Origin of the sequence: Amycolatopsis jiangsuensis (genome assembly GCF_014204865.1) — a bacterium.
GTDB classification, from domain to species: Bacteria; Actinomycetota; Actinomycetes; order Mycobacteriales; family Pseudonocardiaceae; genus Amycolatopsis; species Amycolatopsis jiangsuensis.
This window is the reverse complement of record NZ_JACHMG010000001.1, coordinates 5,900,265-5,914,517: the sequence shown is the minus strand read 5'-3', so window position 1 is coordinate 5,914,517 and position 14,253 is coordinate 5,900,265. Positions and strand designations below refer to the sequence as shown.

Here is a 14,253-nt window from a genome sequence, read left to right as displayed (position 1 = left end):
CACAGGCTAGACTGGCCAGTTCCGCGCCCGGGTGCGTGCATCGTCGGGGGACGCATGCACCCGGGCGGCTTCCCGGATCAGCCGCGCGCCGTGTTCCGCGTCCACCAGCATCGGCACGGGTACCGAAGCGATGTCCCGGCGCCAGGCGCACAGCAGCCGGGTCAGCGAATCGGGTACCGCCATGGTTTCCTCGCCCTCTCGGCCCGGGCACCGGTCCCGAGCGGCGTTGACTACCGGGTGTCATCGGACTGTTCGACGCGGCGTTAGCGGGTTGTGGCCGTGGACACCGCCGCGGTCGCCCCCGGCACCGGGTACCCGCAGGCCGCCGGGCCAGGGGCGGACGGGTTCGCCCACCGGCGGGCGGTAGCGTGGGACGCCTGAATCGCAGGAGTACGACTTCCTTTCCACCCGGACGAAACGAACAGCGGGGAACCGACCCATGAGCGGCCAGTCCACTGGCAACCCCCTCGCGCACGCCATCGAGCTCGCCCGCGAGACCGTGCCGCCGATGCACCCCGCGGGACGCCCGTTCGTCTTCGGCGGTCTGGCCGCGACGCTGCTGTTGCGCCGGCTGTGGAAGCCGCTCGGCGTGGCGGGCGCGCTCACCACGGCCGCCACCGCGGCGTTCTTCCGCGAGCCGAAACGCGTACCGCCGCCGCGCGAGAACGTGGCGATCGCTTCGGCGGACGGGCTCGTGTCGCTGATCGAGGAGGCCGTGCCACCACCTGAGCTGGGCCTGCCCGCGCAACCGCGGATGCGGGTGAGCGTGTTCCTGTCGGTGTTCGACGTGCACGTCCAGCGCACTCCGGCGGCCGGGGTCGTGGAGAAGGTGGCTTACCGGCCGGGCAAGTTCCTCTCCGCCGATCTGGACAAGGCGAGCGAGGACAACGAACGCAACTCCGTGCTGCTGCGCACCGTCGACGGTCACGAGCTCGTCGTCGTGCAGATCGCCGGCCTCGTCGCACGCCGGATCCGGTGTGACGTCGCCGAGGGCGAGAAGGTGCCGGCCGGGCAGACCTACGGCATCATCCGGTTCGGCTCGCGGGTCGACCTGTACCTGCCGCCGGGCAGCCGCGTGCTGGTGGCGAAGGGTCAGCGGACGGTCGGCGGGGAGACCGTGCTCGCCGAACTGCCCCCGCTGGGAGAAGGCTGACCATGGTCCGCGTGACCACCCCGGGCATCCGGCTGCTGCCGAACGCCATCACTGTGCTCGCGCTGTGCGCCGGCCTGTCCTCGGTGCAGTTCGCGCTCACCGGCAACTACGCGATGGCGATCGGCTCGATCGGCATCGCCGCGGTGCTCGACAGCCTCGACGGCCGCATCGCCCGGCTGCTCGACGCCACGTCCAAAATGGGCGCCGAGCTCGACTCGCTGTCCGACGCGATCTCCTTCGGGGTGGCCCCGGCGCTGGTGCTCTACGTGTGGCAGTCGCACGGCGACCGGATCGGCTGGGTCGCGTCGCTGATCTTCGCGGTGTGCATGATCCTGCGGCTCGCCCGGTTCAACACCCTGCTCGACGACACCGACCAGCCGCCGTACGCCTCGGAGTTCTTCGTCGGCGTGCCCGCACCGGCCGGTGGACTGGTCGCGATGCTGCCGTTGATCCTCACGATGCAGTGGGGTACGGGCTGGTGGTCGCAGCAGTACGTGGTGCTGATCTGGACGATCGCGGTCGCCGTCCTGCTGATCAGCCGCATTCCGACGCTGTCGTTGAAGACCATCAAGGTGCCGGCGAAGGCGATCGCCCCGCTGCTGGTCGGGGTGGGCCTGCTGGCCGCGGCGATCATCCAGTTCCCGCTGGTGGCGCTGGCCGCCGCGCTGGTGCTGTACCTGCTGCACATCCCGTATTCGGTGTACCGCAACCGCTGGCTCGCCGCGCACCCCGAGGCGTGGACGGTGCCGCCGCGCGAACGCCGGGCGATCCGGCGGGCCCGCAGCCACCGCCGGCTGCGGCTCCGGCCGGCCTCACGCCGGGTGGCCGGGGCCGCGATGCGCGCGGTCCGGCTGCCGCGCTCCGGCACCGACGTCGTGCGCACGCGCACCCTGCGCGAACGGGACCACGGAAGCACCCCGGTCGGCACGTCCAGCCCCGGGCAGCGGCGGCGCAGCTGGCGGCGGATCGGGATCCGGCGCCGGTAGCCGGCGAGTGGCCGTCCGGGCGGTTGGGTCGAGCTTGCGCATGACAGTGCGGAAATCCCGTGAGTGCAGGCGTACTACCGTGCCGCGCCGAGCATCTGCTCGCGGGAAAGCGTCTCCCTGACCACCACTGGAACTCACGTCGTGGGTGCTAGCGTCCGCGGCATGGACTCTCTTGATCTTGCCTGGATCGACGCGACCGAACTGGCCCGGTTGATCGCCGCGGGCGAGGTCACCGCGACCGAGGTCGTGCAGGCGCACCTCGACCGCATCGAGGCAGTCGGCGAGCGGACCAACGCCTTTGTCACGGTGCTGGGCGAGCAGGCGCTCGCCGCCGCGCGGGATCCGCGGCCGGGGCCGCTGAGTGGCGTGCCGTTCACGATCAAGGACGCGTTCGACACCGAGGGAGTGCGGACCACGCGCGGGTCCGCGTTGTTCACCAGCTACGTGCCGGACCGCGACGCGGTGGCGGTGGCCCGGCTGCGTGCGGCGGGCGGGATCCCGCTGGGCAAGACGAACCTGCCGGAGCTGGCGGTGTGGACCGAGACGGACAACCTGGTCACCGGCCGGACGCTCAACCCGTACGACCCGGAGCGCACGCCGGGCGGATCCAGCGGGGGCGAGTCCGCCGCGATCGCCTCCGGCATGTCCCCGTTGGGCCTGGGCAGCGACCTCGTGGTCTCGCTGCGCGGACCGGCGCAGAACACCGGGATCGCCGCGCTCAAGCCGACGCACGGACGGGTGCCGTGCACCGGGCACTTCTCCGAAGTGCTGCTGCGCCTGTGGCACGTCGGCCCGCTGGCCCGCAGCGTGCGCGACCTGCGCCTGGCACTGTCCCTGTTGGAGGGCCCGGACGGCGCCGATCCGTACGCGGTCGCGCTCCCCGCCGCCCGGCCGGTGGCCCGGCCGAGGATCGGCTGGGTCACCGACGCGTTCGGCCCGATCGATCCGGAGGTCGCGGCCACCGTCGCGGCCGCCGCGACCGCGCTGGCCGACCTCGGCTACGACGTCGAACAGGTCGAGCTGCCGTGGCTGGCCGAACAGGACTGCACCGAGCTGGCAACTCCGTTGCTGCTTGCCGAAACCCAGTCCTACGTGCGCGCTCGCTGCCGGACGGGAGGCGGAACTGCATCCGTCGACCGCGATCTCCCTGGCGCTGCCGGCAACCACGCTGGAGGACTACGTCGCGGCCGAGCAGGGCGCGGAACGGCTGCGGTCCTCGTTCGCCGGCTGGCTCGAGGACTACGACGTGCTGCTCTGTCCCGTGGTGCCGTTCCCGGCTCAGCCGCACGCGCAGCCGGCGCACCTGGTCGACGGCGTCGAAGTCCCCTCCACTGCCGTCGCGCGCGCGACCGTGCCGTTCAACCTGACCGGGATGCCCGCCGTCGCGCTGCCCTTCGGCGCGACCACGAGCGGCCTGCCGATCGGCGTCCAGCTGGCCGGCCGCTGGTGGACCGACCGGGACCTGCTCGACGTGGCCGAACGGCTGGAGACGGTGAGCCCGGTGCGCGGACGGCGTCCGGCGTTCTGACGACCGGCCACGCCACGCGGTAGTTTGGCCCCGTGAGCGACCCGCAGATCACGCTGACCGTCCGGCACACGCCGTCCGCGCTCGACTCCCGGCGGGGGGTCGTGCGGTTGCACCCGGAAGTGCTCGACGCGCTCGGCCTGCGGGCCTGGGACGCGGTGCACCTGACCGGCGCGCGCCGCAGTGCCGCGCTCGCCGCGCCGTCCGGCGAGGAAAGCACGCCCGGGGTGGTGCTGACCGACGACGTGACCATGTCGAACCTCGGGATCACCGAGGGCGGCGAGGTCGTGGTCGCGCCTGTCGAGGTCTCGGCGGCGCGCACGGTCACCGTCTCCGGATCGCGGCTCGCGTCCGCGTCGGTGTCCCCGCAGACGCTGCGGCTCGCGCTCACCGGCAAGGTGCTCACCCGCGGCGACGCGGTTTCCTTGCTGCCACAAGACCTTTCGCCCGCACCGGGGTCGGACGTGGCCGCCGTGCGCGGGCAGCTGTCCCGGGTGATCGGCGCGACCTGGACCAACGAACTGCTCACCGTCACCGCCACCGAGCCTGCCGGGGTGGTCGTGGTCGGGCCGTCCACAGTGGTCAGCTGGCGGGACGGAGCACGCACCGGCGAACCGGCCGGCGTCTCCCAGCCGCCCACGCAGAACGCGACCGCGCTGGTGCGCAGCACGGCGGTGACCGCGGACGAGGACTACCTCGAAGCGGAGATCGTCGAAGACGTCATCACCGAGGGGCGCGAAGAGGAGCAGCCCGTGCCCCCGGTCTCGGACCTGGTGGGCGCGGAGAGCACGGCACGCAAGCTCGCCGAGTGGTTCGACCTGGCCTTCCACCGTCCCGATCTGCTGGCGCGGCTGGGCACGTCGGCGCAGCTGGGCGTGCTGCTGTCCGGGCCGGAAGGCGTCGGCAAGGCGACGCTGGTGCGCTCGGTCGCGAAGGCGGAAAGCGTGCGGGTGGTCGCGCTGACCGCGCCGAACATCGCCGTGCTGGAGCCCGGTGCCGCGCACAGCCGGCTGCGGGAAGCCATCGAGCGCGCCGCCGAGGGGGACGGCCCCGGCGTGCTGCTGATCAACGACATCGACGCGTTGCTGCCCGCGACCCAGCCACCGCCGGTGGCCACGGTGGTGCTGGAGGAGCTGCGTGGTGCGCTGCGCCGCGACGGGCTGGCGGTGGTGGCCACGACCGCGCGCGCCGAGTCGGTCGATCCGCGGCTGCGTGCGGTCGACCTGCTCGACCGCGAGCTGAGCCTGCCGCTGCCGGAAGCGAAGACCCGGGTCGAGCTGCTGCGCATCCTGTTGCGTGACGTCCCGGTGGAATCCGGTGCCGACCTGGGCGTGCTCGCCGAGCGGACGCCCGGGTTCGTGGCCGCCGACCTGCTCGCGCTGCGCCGGGACGCGGCGCTGCGGGCCGCGTTGCGCCAACGTGAGGCCGACGAACCACAGATCTCCCAGCAGGACCTGCTGGACGCCCTCGCCACGGTCCGGCCGATCTCGCTGTCCACTTCGGACAACCTGGCCACCGGCGGCCTGACCCTCGACGACGTCGGCAACATGACCGCGGTGAAGGAAGCGCTGACCGAGACGGTGCTGTGGCCGCTGCGCTATCCGGACTCGTTCGCCCGGCTGGGGGTCGAGCCGCCGCGCGGCGTGCTGCTCTACGGCCCGCCCGGCGGCGGCAAGACGTTCCTGGTCCGGGCGCTCGCGGGAACCGGCGCGCTGAACGTGTTCGCGATCAAGGGCGCCGAGGTGCTCGACAAGTGGGTCGGCGAATCTGAACGCGCGGTGCGGGACCTGTTCCGCCGCGCCGCCGAAGCGGCGCCGTCGCTGATCTTCCTCGACGAGATCGACGCGCTGGCCCCGCGCCGGGGCCAGTCGTCGGACTCCGGCGTCGCCGACCGGGTGGTCGCGGCCCTGCTGACCGAACTGGACGGAGTCGAGCCGATGCGCGAGGTCGTCGTGCTGGGCGCGACGAACCGGCCCGAGCTGGTCGACCCGGCGCTGTTGCGTCCCGGCCGGCTGGAGCGGCGGATCTACGTGCCGCCGCCGGACGCGGAGTCCCGTGCGGCCATCCTGTCCGCGACCGCGAAGAACACCCCGTTGGCGTCCGATGTGGACCTGGCCGCGATCGCCGATGCGCTGGAGGGCTATTCGGCGGCGGACTGCGCGGCGCTGATCCGGGAGGCGGCGCTCACCGCGATGCGCGAGTCACTGGACGCCCGCGAGGTCACCGCCGCGCACCTGGAAAAGGCCCGCTCGGTCGTGCGCCCGTCACTGGACCCGCAGCAGCTGGCCGAGCTGGCCGCGTACGCGCAGGCCCAGCAGCAACGCTGACGCACCCTCGTGAGTGGCGAGTCAGGTTCTCTCGCCACTCACGAGGTCAGCCGCCTTTGGTGTGGTTCTGGTAGTCCTTGGTGACGATCACGACGACGCCGGGGCTGGCCTTCTTGATGCCTTCGAACCGCGGCTGCGCGTCGAAGCCGAACTCGGCGGCCAGCTGCTTGGCGGCGGCCTCCTCGTCGGTGCCCGGGCGGAAGTACGCGGTGGTCCTCGGGATCACGCCCTCGGAGTAGTTGCTGACCTCGGCGACGTTCCAGCCCTGGTTGCGGAAGTCGTCCGCGGCCTGTTCGGCGAGGTGCTTGACCAGCGAGTTGTTGTAGACCCGCAGGGTGACCCACTTGTTCGAGGCCTGCTGGTCGGTACCCGACTGACCCGGCCGGCCGCCCGGCTGCCCCTGCTGGTCACCCGGCTGGCCCCCGGACTGACCCGGCTGCCCCGGCTGGTCGCTGGGCGCGGTGGACGACGCCGGAGCCGAGGACGACGAGGGCGGTGCGGACGAGGAACCAGGCGCCGAGCTGGACGCCGGCCCCCCGGAGCTGGGCGGCGGGCCCGAAGTGGTCGGGCCGGCGTTGTTCTCGCTGTCCGAACCGGAGGTGTTGAGCACGGTCACGCCGCCGATCACCGCGGCGACCACGGCGAGCCCGATCAGCGCGACACCCGCGGCGCGCAGCGGACGGGACAGGCCCGAGAAGAAGTTCATGACAGCTCGATCCCCAGGCGGCGGGCGCCGCGTTTGCGCTGGCGCGCCGCCCGGGACTTGCGCAGCCGCTTGACCAGCATCGGGTCCGCGGCCACCGCCTCGGGCTTCGCCAGCAGCGCGTTCAGCAGCTGGTAGTAGCGGGTCGAGGACAGCCCGAAGCGCTCCCGCACGGCGTTCTCCTTGGCGCCGGCATGCCGCCACCACTGCCGCTCGAACGCGAGGATGTCCAGCTCACGCTCGGTCAGGCCGGCCACGGTGTCCGGCCGCGACGGCTGATCCTCAGCCATCGGCTCCGCGGCGTCCATGCGGTCCTCGCAATCGCTGTCGGTGCTCGCTTCCGCGGGCGTCATTCAACCACGCAACCCCCGCCCGACATGGGTATCCGGCACGGCGCGTCACGGTCGGTTCCAGGTGTAGCAGAAGGGTCCGACTAAACTCGGCGGCGTGACCGTCCACCCCATCCGCATCGCCGGCGATCCCGTGCTGCACCAGCCGACCCGGGAGATCACCGAGTTCGACGAGAAGCTGCGTACGCTCACCGAGGACATGTTCGAGACCATGTACGCGGCCGAGGGCGTGGGCCTCGCGGCCAACCAGATCGGTCTCGACCTGCGCCTGTTCGTGTACGACTGCCCGGACGACGAGGGCGTGGAACACCGCGGCGTGGTGGTCAACCCCAAACTGGAGACCTCGCAGGTTCCGGAGACGATGCCGGACCCGGACGACGACTGGGAAGGCTGTCTGTCCGCCCCCGGCGAGTCGTACCCGACCGGCCGGGCGAGCTGGGCCAAGGTGACCGGCTTCGACGTGACGGGCGCCCCGATCGAGGTCGAGGGCACCGGCTACTTCGCCCGCTGCCTGCAGCACGAGACCGACCACCTGGACGGCTTCCTCTACCTCGACCGGCTGATCGGCCGGCACGCCAGGGCCGCGAAGAAGATGCTCAAACACAACAAGTGGGGTGTCCCCGGCCTGAGCTGGCTCCCGCCGAAAGCCCCCGCCGACGCCTGACCTCCGCCCCCGCCGACGCCCGCACTCCCTGTTCCACGCTCGCCCGGCACCTACCTCCGCGCGCCGCCGCGCTCCCCGCTCGCCCGGCACTTGCTCCGCGGAGGTCCGTGAAGGCCTCCTTCAGGGACCTAGACTCCCTGAAGGAGGCCTTCACCGACTTGCTCCGGCGGGCAAGGCAAGGCGGGTGGGCAAGGTCGCGCGCGTCATTCGGTGCGCATCGAGGCCAGCCGGGCCGCGCCGCGTAGTGAGGGGAGCGTCACGGTGGTCACCAGAAGCACCAGGGCGGCCGCGGCGGCGCTCAGGACCCCGACCGCGAGCCAGTCGACGGTGAAATCGGCGTGGGTGAGGCGGGCGCCGAGTGCCGAGAGGCCGACTCCGGTGGCCACCGCGGTCGCGATTCCCAGCAGCAGCGGGATCGCGTTCTGCCACACCACCGACCGGGCCAGTACCCACACCGGAACGCCGGTCGCGGCCAGCATCGCGATCGTGCGGCGGCGTTCCCGCAGCTGCTCCAGGCCGAGCACCAGCAGGCTGACCCCGGCCAGCAGCAGGGTGAACACCGAGCCGGCGAGCAGCCCGGCGCGGATCGCCAGGTAGGACCGCTGGCTTTCGGTCAGCCGGACCGGGTCCGGGAGGTACAGCGAGGCGTGCCAGGTGAACGGGGCGATCGCGTTGCGTGCGATCTCGCCGAAATCCGGGTCGTCCGAGGTGACCCGGACCTCGCCGGTCAGCGGGACCGGGCTCAGGTCCAGCCCGGCCAGCGCGCCGGGGGTGGCCAGGACGCCGGAGTACCGGGCATCGGGCGACAGGGTCACCGGAACGAGGTCCGGCACCGTCCAGGTGCCCAGTGGCGCCTGCTCCTCGTTGTAGTAACTGACCGGATAGGACTGTCCGGAGTGGACGAGCGTGGTCGCGCTGTGATCCGCGTACACGGCACCGTCCCGGCAGTCCCGGAGCAGGCCCAGCGCCTGCCAGGTCGGGCAGCTGGCCACCGTGATGCCGAACGACCGGGACGGATCCGGGCCCTGCAGCTGCACCGAGCGCGTCAGGTGCACGGCACTGACCCCCGGCACCTCATCGAGTGCGGCCGCCACCTCGCCGGCCGCGACGGAATCGGTGTCCACGCTCAGCTGCTGGGCGCCGGGTTGCCGCAGCGGGCCGGGATCGAGGCCGGACTGACCGGCCAGCAGCGACTGCACCGCGATCGCGCCGGCCAGCACCACCGCGAGCCCGGCGACCACCCGCGCCGGGGTGCCGCTGTCGAGCTGCAGCCGCCGGACCGCGAGCTGGAACGCCGGACGCCCACCGGACAGCCGCCCGACCGCACGCTCCAGCAGCCACGGCAGCAGCACCGGAACACCGATCAGCAAGCAGCTCACGGCGATCACGATGACGATCGTGGTCAGGCTGGAGTTGTCGTCCCGCAGCGAAAGCGTGCACAGCGCGAGTACACCGGCGAGCACCGGGACCAGCCGCCACCACAGCCGCCGCCGGACCGGCCTCGCGTGGCGGACCACGCCGAGCGGCTCGATCGTCGTACCGCGCAAGGCAAGCAGGGAACTCAGCACGGACAGCACGGGGACCGCCACCACGATCAGAACCACCAACGGCCAGGGCGGCGTGACGTCGCTGACGAACAACCCGCCCTGGCGCACTCGGACAGACGGCGCCAGTTGCCGCAGGGAGAGAAACGCCGCGGCACCGAGCACCAGCCCGGTCACCACGGTGACCAGCGACTCCGCGGCGGCGATCCGGCGCACCTGTGGCAGGTCCGAGCCGACCAGCCGGAGCGCGGCGAGGCGCCGGTCCCGCTCGGCGCCGGCAATCCGCGCCGACGTGGCCACGAAGACGAACACCGGGGACAGCAGGGACACGATGCCGATCAGCAACAAGGTGAGCAACCCGGGATCGAGGCCGTCCGGCTCGGCGGTGCCGCCAAAGGCGTAGACTTGCTTGCCCTGCAGGAAACTGTCGGCGCCGACGTAGGCACGCAGATCGTCCGGGTTGACCAGGCCCGGCTGGCCGATGGTCCCGGAGATCGGTTCGGAGAACCGGGGACGCAGCAGCGTTCCGCTGTCGGACCGGAGCAGCTCGGCCAGCGCCGGAGACAGCACCGTCTCCCCGGGGGCGGGAACGCGGTCGAGACCCGGCGGGACCGGCGCGGACGGAGCGTCCGCGTGCACGTACCGGACCGAAATAGTCTCACCCCGGAAGGAAGTCGGGGTGTCGCGCATGGTCAACGGCTGCGCTCCGGCAACCGGCATTTCGTCGACGGCAAGGGCGAGCTGCCGGTTGCCGCGTTCGGAAATCGCGTGACCGGCCGACGCGGCGAACAACAGCACGGTCACCGCGACGCCGACGCCGACCGTGCCGAGCAGGAGCCGGACGATCGAGGTCGGCGAGGCCCGGCCGCCCCCGACGGCCAGCCGGACCCCGAATGCCAGATCGCCGGTCCAGGCGGCGAACCACCCGCGACGACGGATCGGCGCGCTCATCGCCGGAGCACGGGCGCGAACCCGACCTGCCGCGATTTCCCGTCCCGTACCACGATTTCGCGATCGGAGTAGGCGGCCACCCGTGGCTCGTGGGTGACCAGCAGCACGGCCGCACCGCTTTCCTTGGCGGCGCCGACGAACAATCGCATGACGCGTTCGCCGTTGAGCGAATCGAGTGCGCCGGTCGGCTCATCCGCGAACAGCACTCGCGGTTCGGTGACCAGCGCCCGCGCGATGGCTGCCCGCTGCCCCTGCCCGCCGGACACCTCGCCAGGGCGCTTGTCCGCGGTGTCACCGACCTCCAGCCGGTCCAGCCATTCGCGGGCGAGCTTCTCGGCCGGACGGCGGCGGACACCGTCCAGCCGCAACGGCAGCGCGACGTTCTCCAGGCAGGTCAGCTCCGGGACGAGCTGGCCGAACTGGAAGACGAAGCCGAAGTCGGTGCGCCGCAACGCACTTCGTTCGCGGTCCGGCATCGCCGAGAGCATCCGCCCGGCGTAACGCACCTCACCGGCCTCGGGCTGGACGATCCCGGCCAGACAGTGCAGCAGCGTCGATTTTCCCGAGCCCGAAGGCCCCATCACCGCGACGACCTCGCCGGAATACAGCTCCATCGCGGCACCGTCGAGCGCCTGGGTCTGCCCGAACGTTTTACGCAGACCGGTACCGCTGAGCAGTGGCGTCACCTCGCTGGCCGCCACGGGACTTTCCTCGTTCGTCGTGCCGTTCATGGCTTCAGCTGCCCCGCCAGGTCGTCCAGCCGGGCCGCGGTGAGTTCGAGCCAGCGCAGGTCCGCCTCGAGATGGAAGAGCGCGTGATCGCAGATGAGCTGGTCGGCCAGGTCGCCATCACCCTTGCGGGTGGTCAATTTCCGCATCTCGCGCAGGTGCGCGCCGCGCTGCGCGTCGAGTACGTCGGCGGCGTCGCGCTCGGAGAGAAGGGCGAGAACCACCTTGGTGTACAAGGTGTTCTGCAGGTACAGCGACGGATTTTCCGGAGTGCTGAGCCATTCGTCGACGTTCGTCACGCCGGCGTCGGTGATCGCGTACCGCTTCCGGTCCGGACCACTGCCCGGCTCGATTCCCTTCTCCTCGACGAGCCCGTTGCGCAGCAATCGCGAAAGCGTCGAATAGACCTGCCCGTAGTGCAGTGGGCGATCTTGCTGGAACCGCTCGTCGTGGAGCCGCTTGAGGTCGTAGCCGTACTTCGGCCCGCCCTCCAGCAGCCCGAGCAGGGTGTTGGCGATGGACATACGGCGAGACTACACCAGGTGTATACCTCGGGTTTATACACCTCGTATATAGCCGCGGCGGACGGGCGACCCGCGCGGCGGCAGGGTTGTGCCGACCCGATCCGGCGTGGCATGGTCGAAGCGCAAGCTCAACTCCACAACCGCGGGAGCTCGCGCCTTGGCGGGCTGAGAGGGCGGCTGGTGTCTGTCTCGTGGACACCCGGTGCCGCCGACCGCATGAACCTGACCGGGTAATGCCGGCGTAGGGAGTGAACGTCGTTGACGACGCTGGAAAACAAGCACGATGGCCAGGCTGACATCGCCCCGTCGGTGACCACCGGCCCGATCACCGGTTCCCGCAAGGTCCACCACCAGACCGAGTCCGGCCTGCGGGTGCCCGTGCGGCGGATCGACCTGTCGAACGGGGAGCACTTCGACGTGTACGACACGTCCGGGCCCTACACCGACCCGGACGCGACCATCGACGTCCACAGTGGACTTCATCCGCTGCGGACCGGCTGGGCCGACGGGAGAACGCCGGACACCCAGCTCGGCTGGGCGAAAGCCGGGGTGATCACCAGGGAGATGGAGTTCGTCGCGGCACGGGAACGGTGCTCGCCGGAGTTCGTGCGCGACGAGGTGGCCCGCGGGCGCGCGGTCATCCCGGCCAACCACCGGCATCCGGAGAGCGAGCCGATGGTGATCGGCAAGAACTTCCTGGTGAAGGTCAACGCCAACATGGGCAACTCGGCCGTCTGGTCCTCGGTGGAGGAAGAGGTCGACAAGATGGTCTGGGCCACCCGCTGGGGTGCGGACACGATCATGGACCTGTCCACCGGCAAGCGGATCCACGAGACCAGGGAATGGCTGCTGCGCAACTCCCCGGTCCCGGTCGGCACCGTGCCGATGTACCAGGCGCTGGAAAAGGTCGACGGGGACCCGGAAAAGCTTTCCTGGGAGGTTTACCGCGACACCGTGCTCGAGCAGTGCGAGCAGGGTGTGGACTACATGACCGTGCACGCCGGCGTGCTGCTGCGCTACGTGCCGCTCACCGCGAAGCGGGTCACCGGCATCGTCAGCCGCGGCGGGTCGATCATGGCAGCGTGGTGCCTGGCGCACCACCAGGAATCCTTCCTGTACACGCATTTCTCCGAGCTGTGCGAGATCCTGCGCGAGTACGACGTCACGTTTTCCCTCGGCGACGGACTGCGGCCCGGCTCGATCGCGGACGCGAACGACCGCGCGCAGTTCGCCGAACTGGAGACGCTCGGCGAGCTCACGCACATCGCCCGCGAGCACGACGTGCAAGTGATGATCGAAGGCCCGGGTCACGTGCCGATGCACAAGATCAAGGAAAACGTGGAGCTGGAGGAAAAGCTCACCGGTGAGGCGCCGTTCTACACGCTCGGCCCCCTCGCCACGGACATCGCCCCTGCTTACGACCACATCACCTCCGCGATCGGCGCGGCGCAGATCGGCTGGTACGGCACCGCGATGCTGTGCTACGTCACGCCGAAGGAGCACCTGGGCCTGCCCAACCGCGACGACGTGAAGACCGGCGTGATCACCTACAAGATCGCCGCGCACTCCGCGGATCTGGCCAAGGGCCATCCGCACGCGCAGGAGTGGGACGACGAGCTGTCCAAGGCCCGCTTCGAATTCCGCTGGAACGACCAGTTCAACCTGTCGCTCGACCCGGACACCGCCCGGTCGTTCCACGACGAGACGCTGCCCGCGGAACCGGCCAAGACGGCACACTTCTGCTCCATGTGCGGGCCGAAGTTCTGCTCCATGCGGATCACCCAGGACGTGCGCAAGTACGCCGAGGAACACGGTCTGTCCACTGTGGAGGCCATCGAGGCCGGGATGGCCGAGAAGTCCGCGGAGTTCTCCGACCAGGGCGGCAAGGTCTACCTGCCCGTGGTCGGACAGTGACCGCCACTCCCCGCACCGCCCTCACCATCGCCGGATCCGATTCCGGCGGTGGTGCAGGCATCCAGGCGGACCTGCGCACGTTCTTCGCGAACGGCGTGCACGGGCTCGTCGCGCTGACTGCGGTCACCGTGCAGAACTCGCTGGGCGTACAGGGTTTCACCGAGATCCCGGCCGACGTGGTCACCGCGCAGGTCAAGGCGGTCGCCGGGGACATGGGCGTGCACGCGGCGAAGACCGGCATGCTGGCCACCGCGGAAATCATCCAGGCGGTGGCGAAGACACTCGACGAGGTCCACATCGGACGTGGCACGGACACCCCGTTCGTCGTGGATCCGGTGGCCGCGTCGATGACCGGGCACGCCCTGTTGCGCGAGGAGGCGCTGGAGGCGATCCGCACCGAGTTGTTCCCGAGGGCCACGGTGATCACGCCGAACCTCGACGAGGTACGCCTGCTCACCGGGATCGAGGTCGTCGACGCGGCGAGCCGGCGTGCCGCGGCGGAGGCGTTGCTGGAGTTCGGCGCGCAGTGGGTGCTGGTGAAGGGCGGGCACCTGCGCGACGGCGAGGACTGCGTGGATCTGCTCACCGACGGCACCCAGCCGATCGAGCTGTCCGGCCCGCGCATCGCGACGAACAACACCCACGGCGGCGGCGACACGATGGCGTCGGCGATCACGTCGTCGCTCGCCAAGGGCGCGGACGTGCCCACCGCGGTGACCGAGGCGAAGCGGTTCATCGAGCGATGCGTTGCCGAAGCGTATCCACTCGGCGCCGGAGTCGGCCCGGTGTCACCGTTCTGGCGTCTCGGCGACGCCTGAAGCCCGGCGACCCGGCGCGGTTCGCCGAAAGCGGTACGGCCGCTGCTCCAGCGCACCCGGCACGAG

At 71.2% G+C, this 14,253-nt stretch carries 13 protein-coding genes and 1 pseudogene; 8 read left to right on the top strand and 6 right to left on the bottom strand.

Going from position 1 to position 14,253, the window contains the following annotated elements:
• Positions 1-6 precede the first annotated feature (6 nt).
• Entirely contained in the window at positions 7-183 is a 177-nt protein-coding gene (locus BJY18_RS26825; RefSeq protein ID WP_184782708.1) for a hypothetical protein, read from the bottom strand.
• A gap of 256 nt (positions 184-439) precedes the next feature.
• Here BJY18_RS26825 and BJY18_RS26820 point away from each other — a divergent pair, with 256 nt between their 5' ends.
• The 5 genes and pseudogenes from BJY18_RS26820 (at position 440) to BJY18_RS26805 (ending at position 5,991) form a co-directional block, all read left to right on the top strand.
• On the top strand, positions 440-1,153 hold the full coding sequence (locus BJY18_RS26820) for a phosphatidylserine decarboxylase (RefSeq protein ID WP_184782707.1): 714 nt from the start codon (positions 440-442) through the stop codon (positions 1,151-1,153).
• Between the two features lie 2 nt (positions 1,154-1,155).
• On the top strand, positions 1,156-2,139 hold the full coding sequence (gene pssA / locus BJY18_RS26815; protein WP_184782706.1) for a CDP-diacylglycerol--serine O-phosphatidyltransferase: 984 nt from the start codon (positions 1,156-1,158) through the stop codon (positions 2,137-2,139).
• A 162-nt stretch (positions 2,140-2,301) separates the two neighbouring features.
• Positions 2,302-3,177 (top strand): annotated as a pseudogene (locus tag BJY18_RS37525) (amidase); the annotation flags it as partial.
• Between the two features lie 34 nt (positions 3,178-3,211).
• Positions 3,212-3,667, top strand: a complete 456-nt coding sequence (locus BJY18_RS37520) for an amidase family protein (RefSeq protein ID WP_281393882.1) — start codon at positions 3,212-3,214, stop codon at positions 3,665-3,667.
• A gap of 32 nt (positions 3,668-3,699) precedes the next feature.
• Entirely contained in the window at positions 3,700-5,991 is a 2,292-nt protein-coding gene (locus BJY18_RS26805) for an AAA family ATPase (RefSeq protein ID WP_184782705.1), read from the top strand.
• A gap of 46 nt (positions 5,992-6,037) precedes the next feature.
• Here the strand turns inward: BJY18_RS26805 and BJY18_RS26800 are convergent, their stop codons facing one another.
• Both BJY18_RS26800 and BJY18_RS26795 read right to left on the bottom strand, forming a co-directional pair.
• Positions 6,038-6,697 (bottom strand): LytR C-terminal domain-containing protein, encoded by a 660-nt coding sequence (locus BJY18_RS26800; RefSeq protein WP_184782704.1) that lies wholly within the window; start codon positions 6,695-6,697, stop codon positions 6,038-6,040.
• Positions 6,694-7,002 (bottom strand): DUF3263 domain-containing protein, encoded by a 309-nt coding sequence (locus tag BJY18_RS26795; protein ID WP_184784860.1) that lies wholly within the window; start codon positions 7,000-7,002, stop codon positions 6,694-6,696. Before BJY18_RS26795 ends, BJY18_RS26800 begins: the two co-directional genes overlap by 4 nt.
• A 139-nt stretch (positions 7,003-7,141) precedes the next feature.
• On the opposite strand from BJY18_RS26795, the gene BJY18_RS26790 reads away from it, so the two are divergent.
• Positions 7,142-7,708, top strand: a complete 567-nt coding sequence (locus BJY18_RS26790; RefSeq protein ID WP_184782703.1) for a peptide deformylase — start codon at positions 7,142-7,144, stop codon at positions 7,706-7,708.
• Between the two features lie 203 nt (positions 7,709-7,911).
• On the opposite strand, the gene BJY18_RS26785 is transcribed toward BJY18_RS26790, so the two are convergent.
• Genes BJY18_RS26785 through BJY18_RS26775 form a run of 3 tightly spaced genes read right to left on the bottom strand, consistent with a single transcriptional unit; the run spans position 7,912 to position 11,455 of the window.
• Positions 7,912-10,203, bottom strand: coding sequence for an ABC transporter permease (locus tag BJY18_RS26785; RefSeq protein ID WP_184782702.1), 2,292 nt, complete (start codon positions 10,201-10,203; stop codon positions 7,912-7,914).
• Complete coding sequence (locus tag BJY18_RS26780; protein WP_184782701.1) at positions 10,200-10,934, bottom strand: ABC transporter ATP-binding protein; 735 nt, start codon at positions 10,932-10,934, stop codon at positions 10,200-10,202. Before BJY18_RS26780 ends, BJY18_RS26785 begins: the two co-directional genes overlap by 4 nt.
• Positions 10,931-11,455: a PadR family transcriptional regulator gene (locus BJY18_RS26775; protein ID WP_184782700.1), complete on the bottom strand. Its 525-nt coding sequence runs from the start codon at positions 11,453-11,455 to the stop codon at positions 10,931-10,933. The genes BJY18_RS26780 and BJY18_RS26775 overlap by 4 nt, the downstream gene beginning before the upstream one ends.
• Before the next feature lie 258 nt (positions 11,456-11,713).
• On the opposite strand from BJY18_RS26775, the gene thiC reads away from it, so the two are divergent.
• Both thiC and thiD read left to right on the top strand, forming a co-directional pair.
• The gene (thiC, locus tag BJY18_RS26770; protein WP_281393708.1) at positions 11,714-13,369 is read left to right on the top strand and encodes a phosphomethylpyrimidine synthase ThiC; all 1,656 of its coding nucleotides are present in this window, start codon (positions 11,714-11,716) and stop codon (positions 13,367-13,369) included.
• Entirely contained in the window at positions 13,366-14,187 is an 822-nt protein-coding gene (gene thiD, locus BJY18_RS26765) for a bifunctional hydroxymethylpyrimidine kinase/phosphomethylpyrimidine kinase (protein WP_184782699.1), read from the top strand. The genes thiC and thiD overlap by 4 nt, the downstream gene beginning before the upstream one ends.
• Positions 14,188-14,253: the final 66 nt, after the last annotated feature.

What these genes read in the sequence shown, in the direction of transcription:
- BJY18_RS26825 (WP_184782708.1), bottom strand. Translation starts at nt 183, where the DNA reads ATGGCGGTACCCGATTCGCTGACCCGGCTGCTGTGCGCCTGGCGCCGG.
- BJY18_RS26820 (WP_184782707.1), top strand. Translation starts at nt 440, where the DNA reads ATGAGCGGCCAGTCCACTGGCAACCCCCTCGCGCACGCCATCGAGCTC.
- pssA (WP_184782706.1), top strand. Translation starts at nt 1,156, where the DNA reads ATGGTCCGCGTGACCACCCCGGGCATCCGGCTGCTGCCGAACGCCATC.
- BJY18_RS26800 (WP_184782704.1), bottom strand. Translation starts at nt 6,697, where the DNA reads ATGAACTTCTTCTCGGGCCTGTCCCGTCCGCTGCGCGCCGCGGGTGTC.
- BJY18_RS26795 (WP_184784860.1), bottom strand. Translation starts at nt 7,002, where the DNA reads ATGGACGCCGCGGAGCCGATGGCTGAGGATCAGCCGTCGCGGCCGGAC.
- BJY18_RS26785 (WP_184782702.1), bottom strand. Translation starts at nt 10,203, where the DNA reads ATGAGCGCGCCGATCCGTCGTCGCGGGTGGTTCGCCGCCTGGACCGGC.
- BJY18_RS26780 (WP_184782701.1), bottom strand. Translation starts at nt 10,934, where the DNA reads ATGAACGGCACGACGAACGAGGAAAGTCCCGTGGCGGCCAGCGAGGTG.
- BJY18_RS26775 (WP_184782700.1), bottom strand. Translation starts at nt 11,455, where the DNA reads ATGTCCATCGCCAACACCCTGCTCGGGCTGCTGGAGGGCGGGCCGAAG.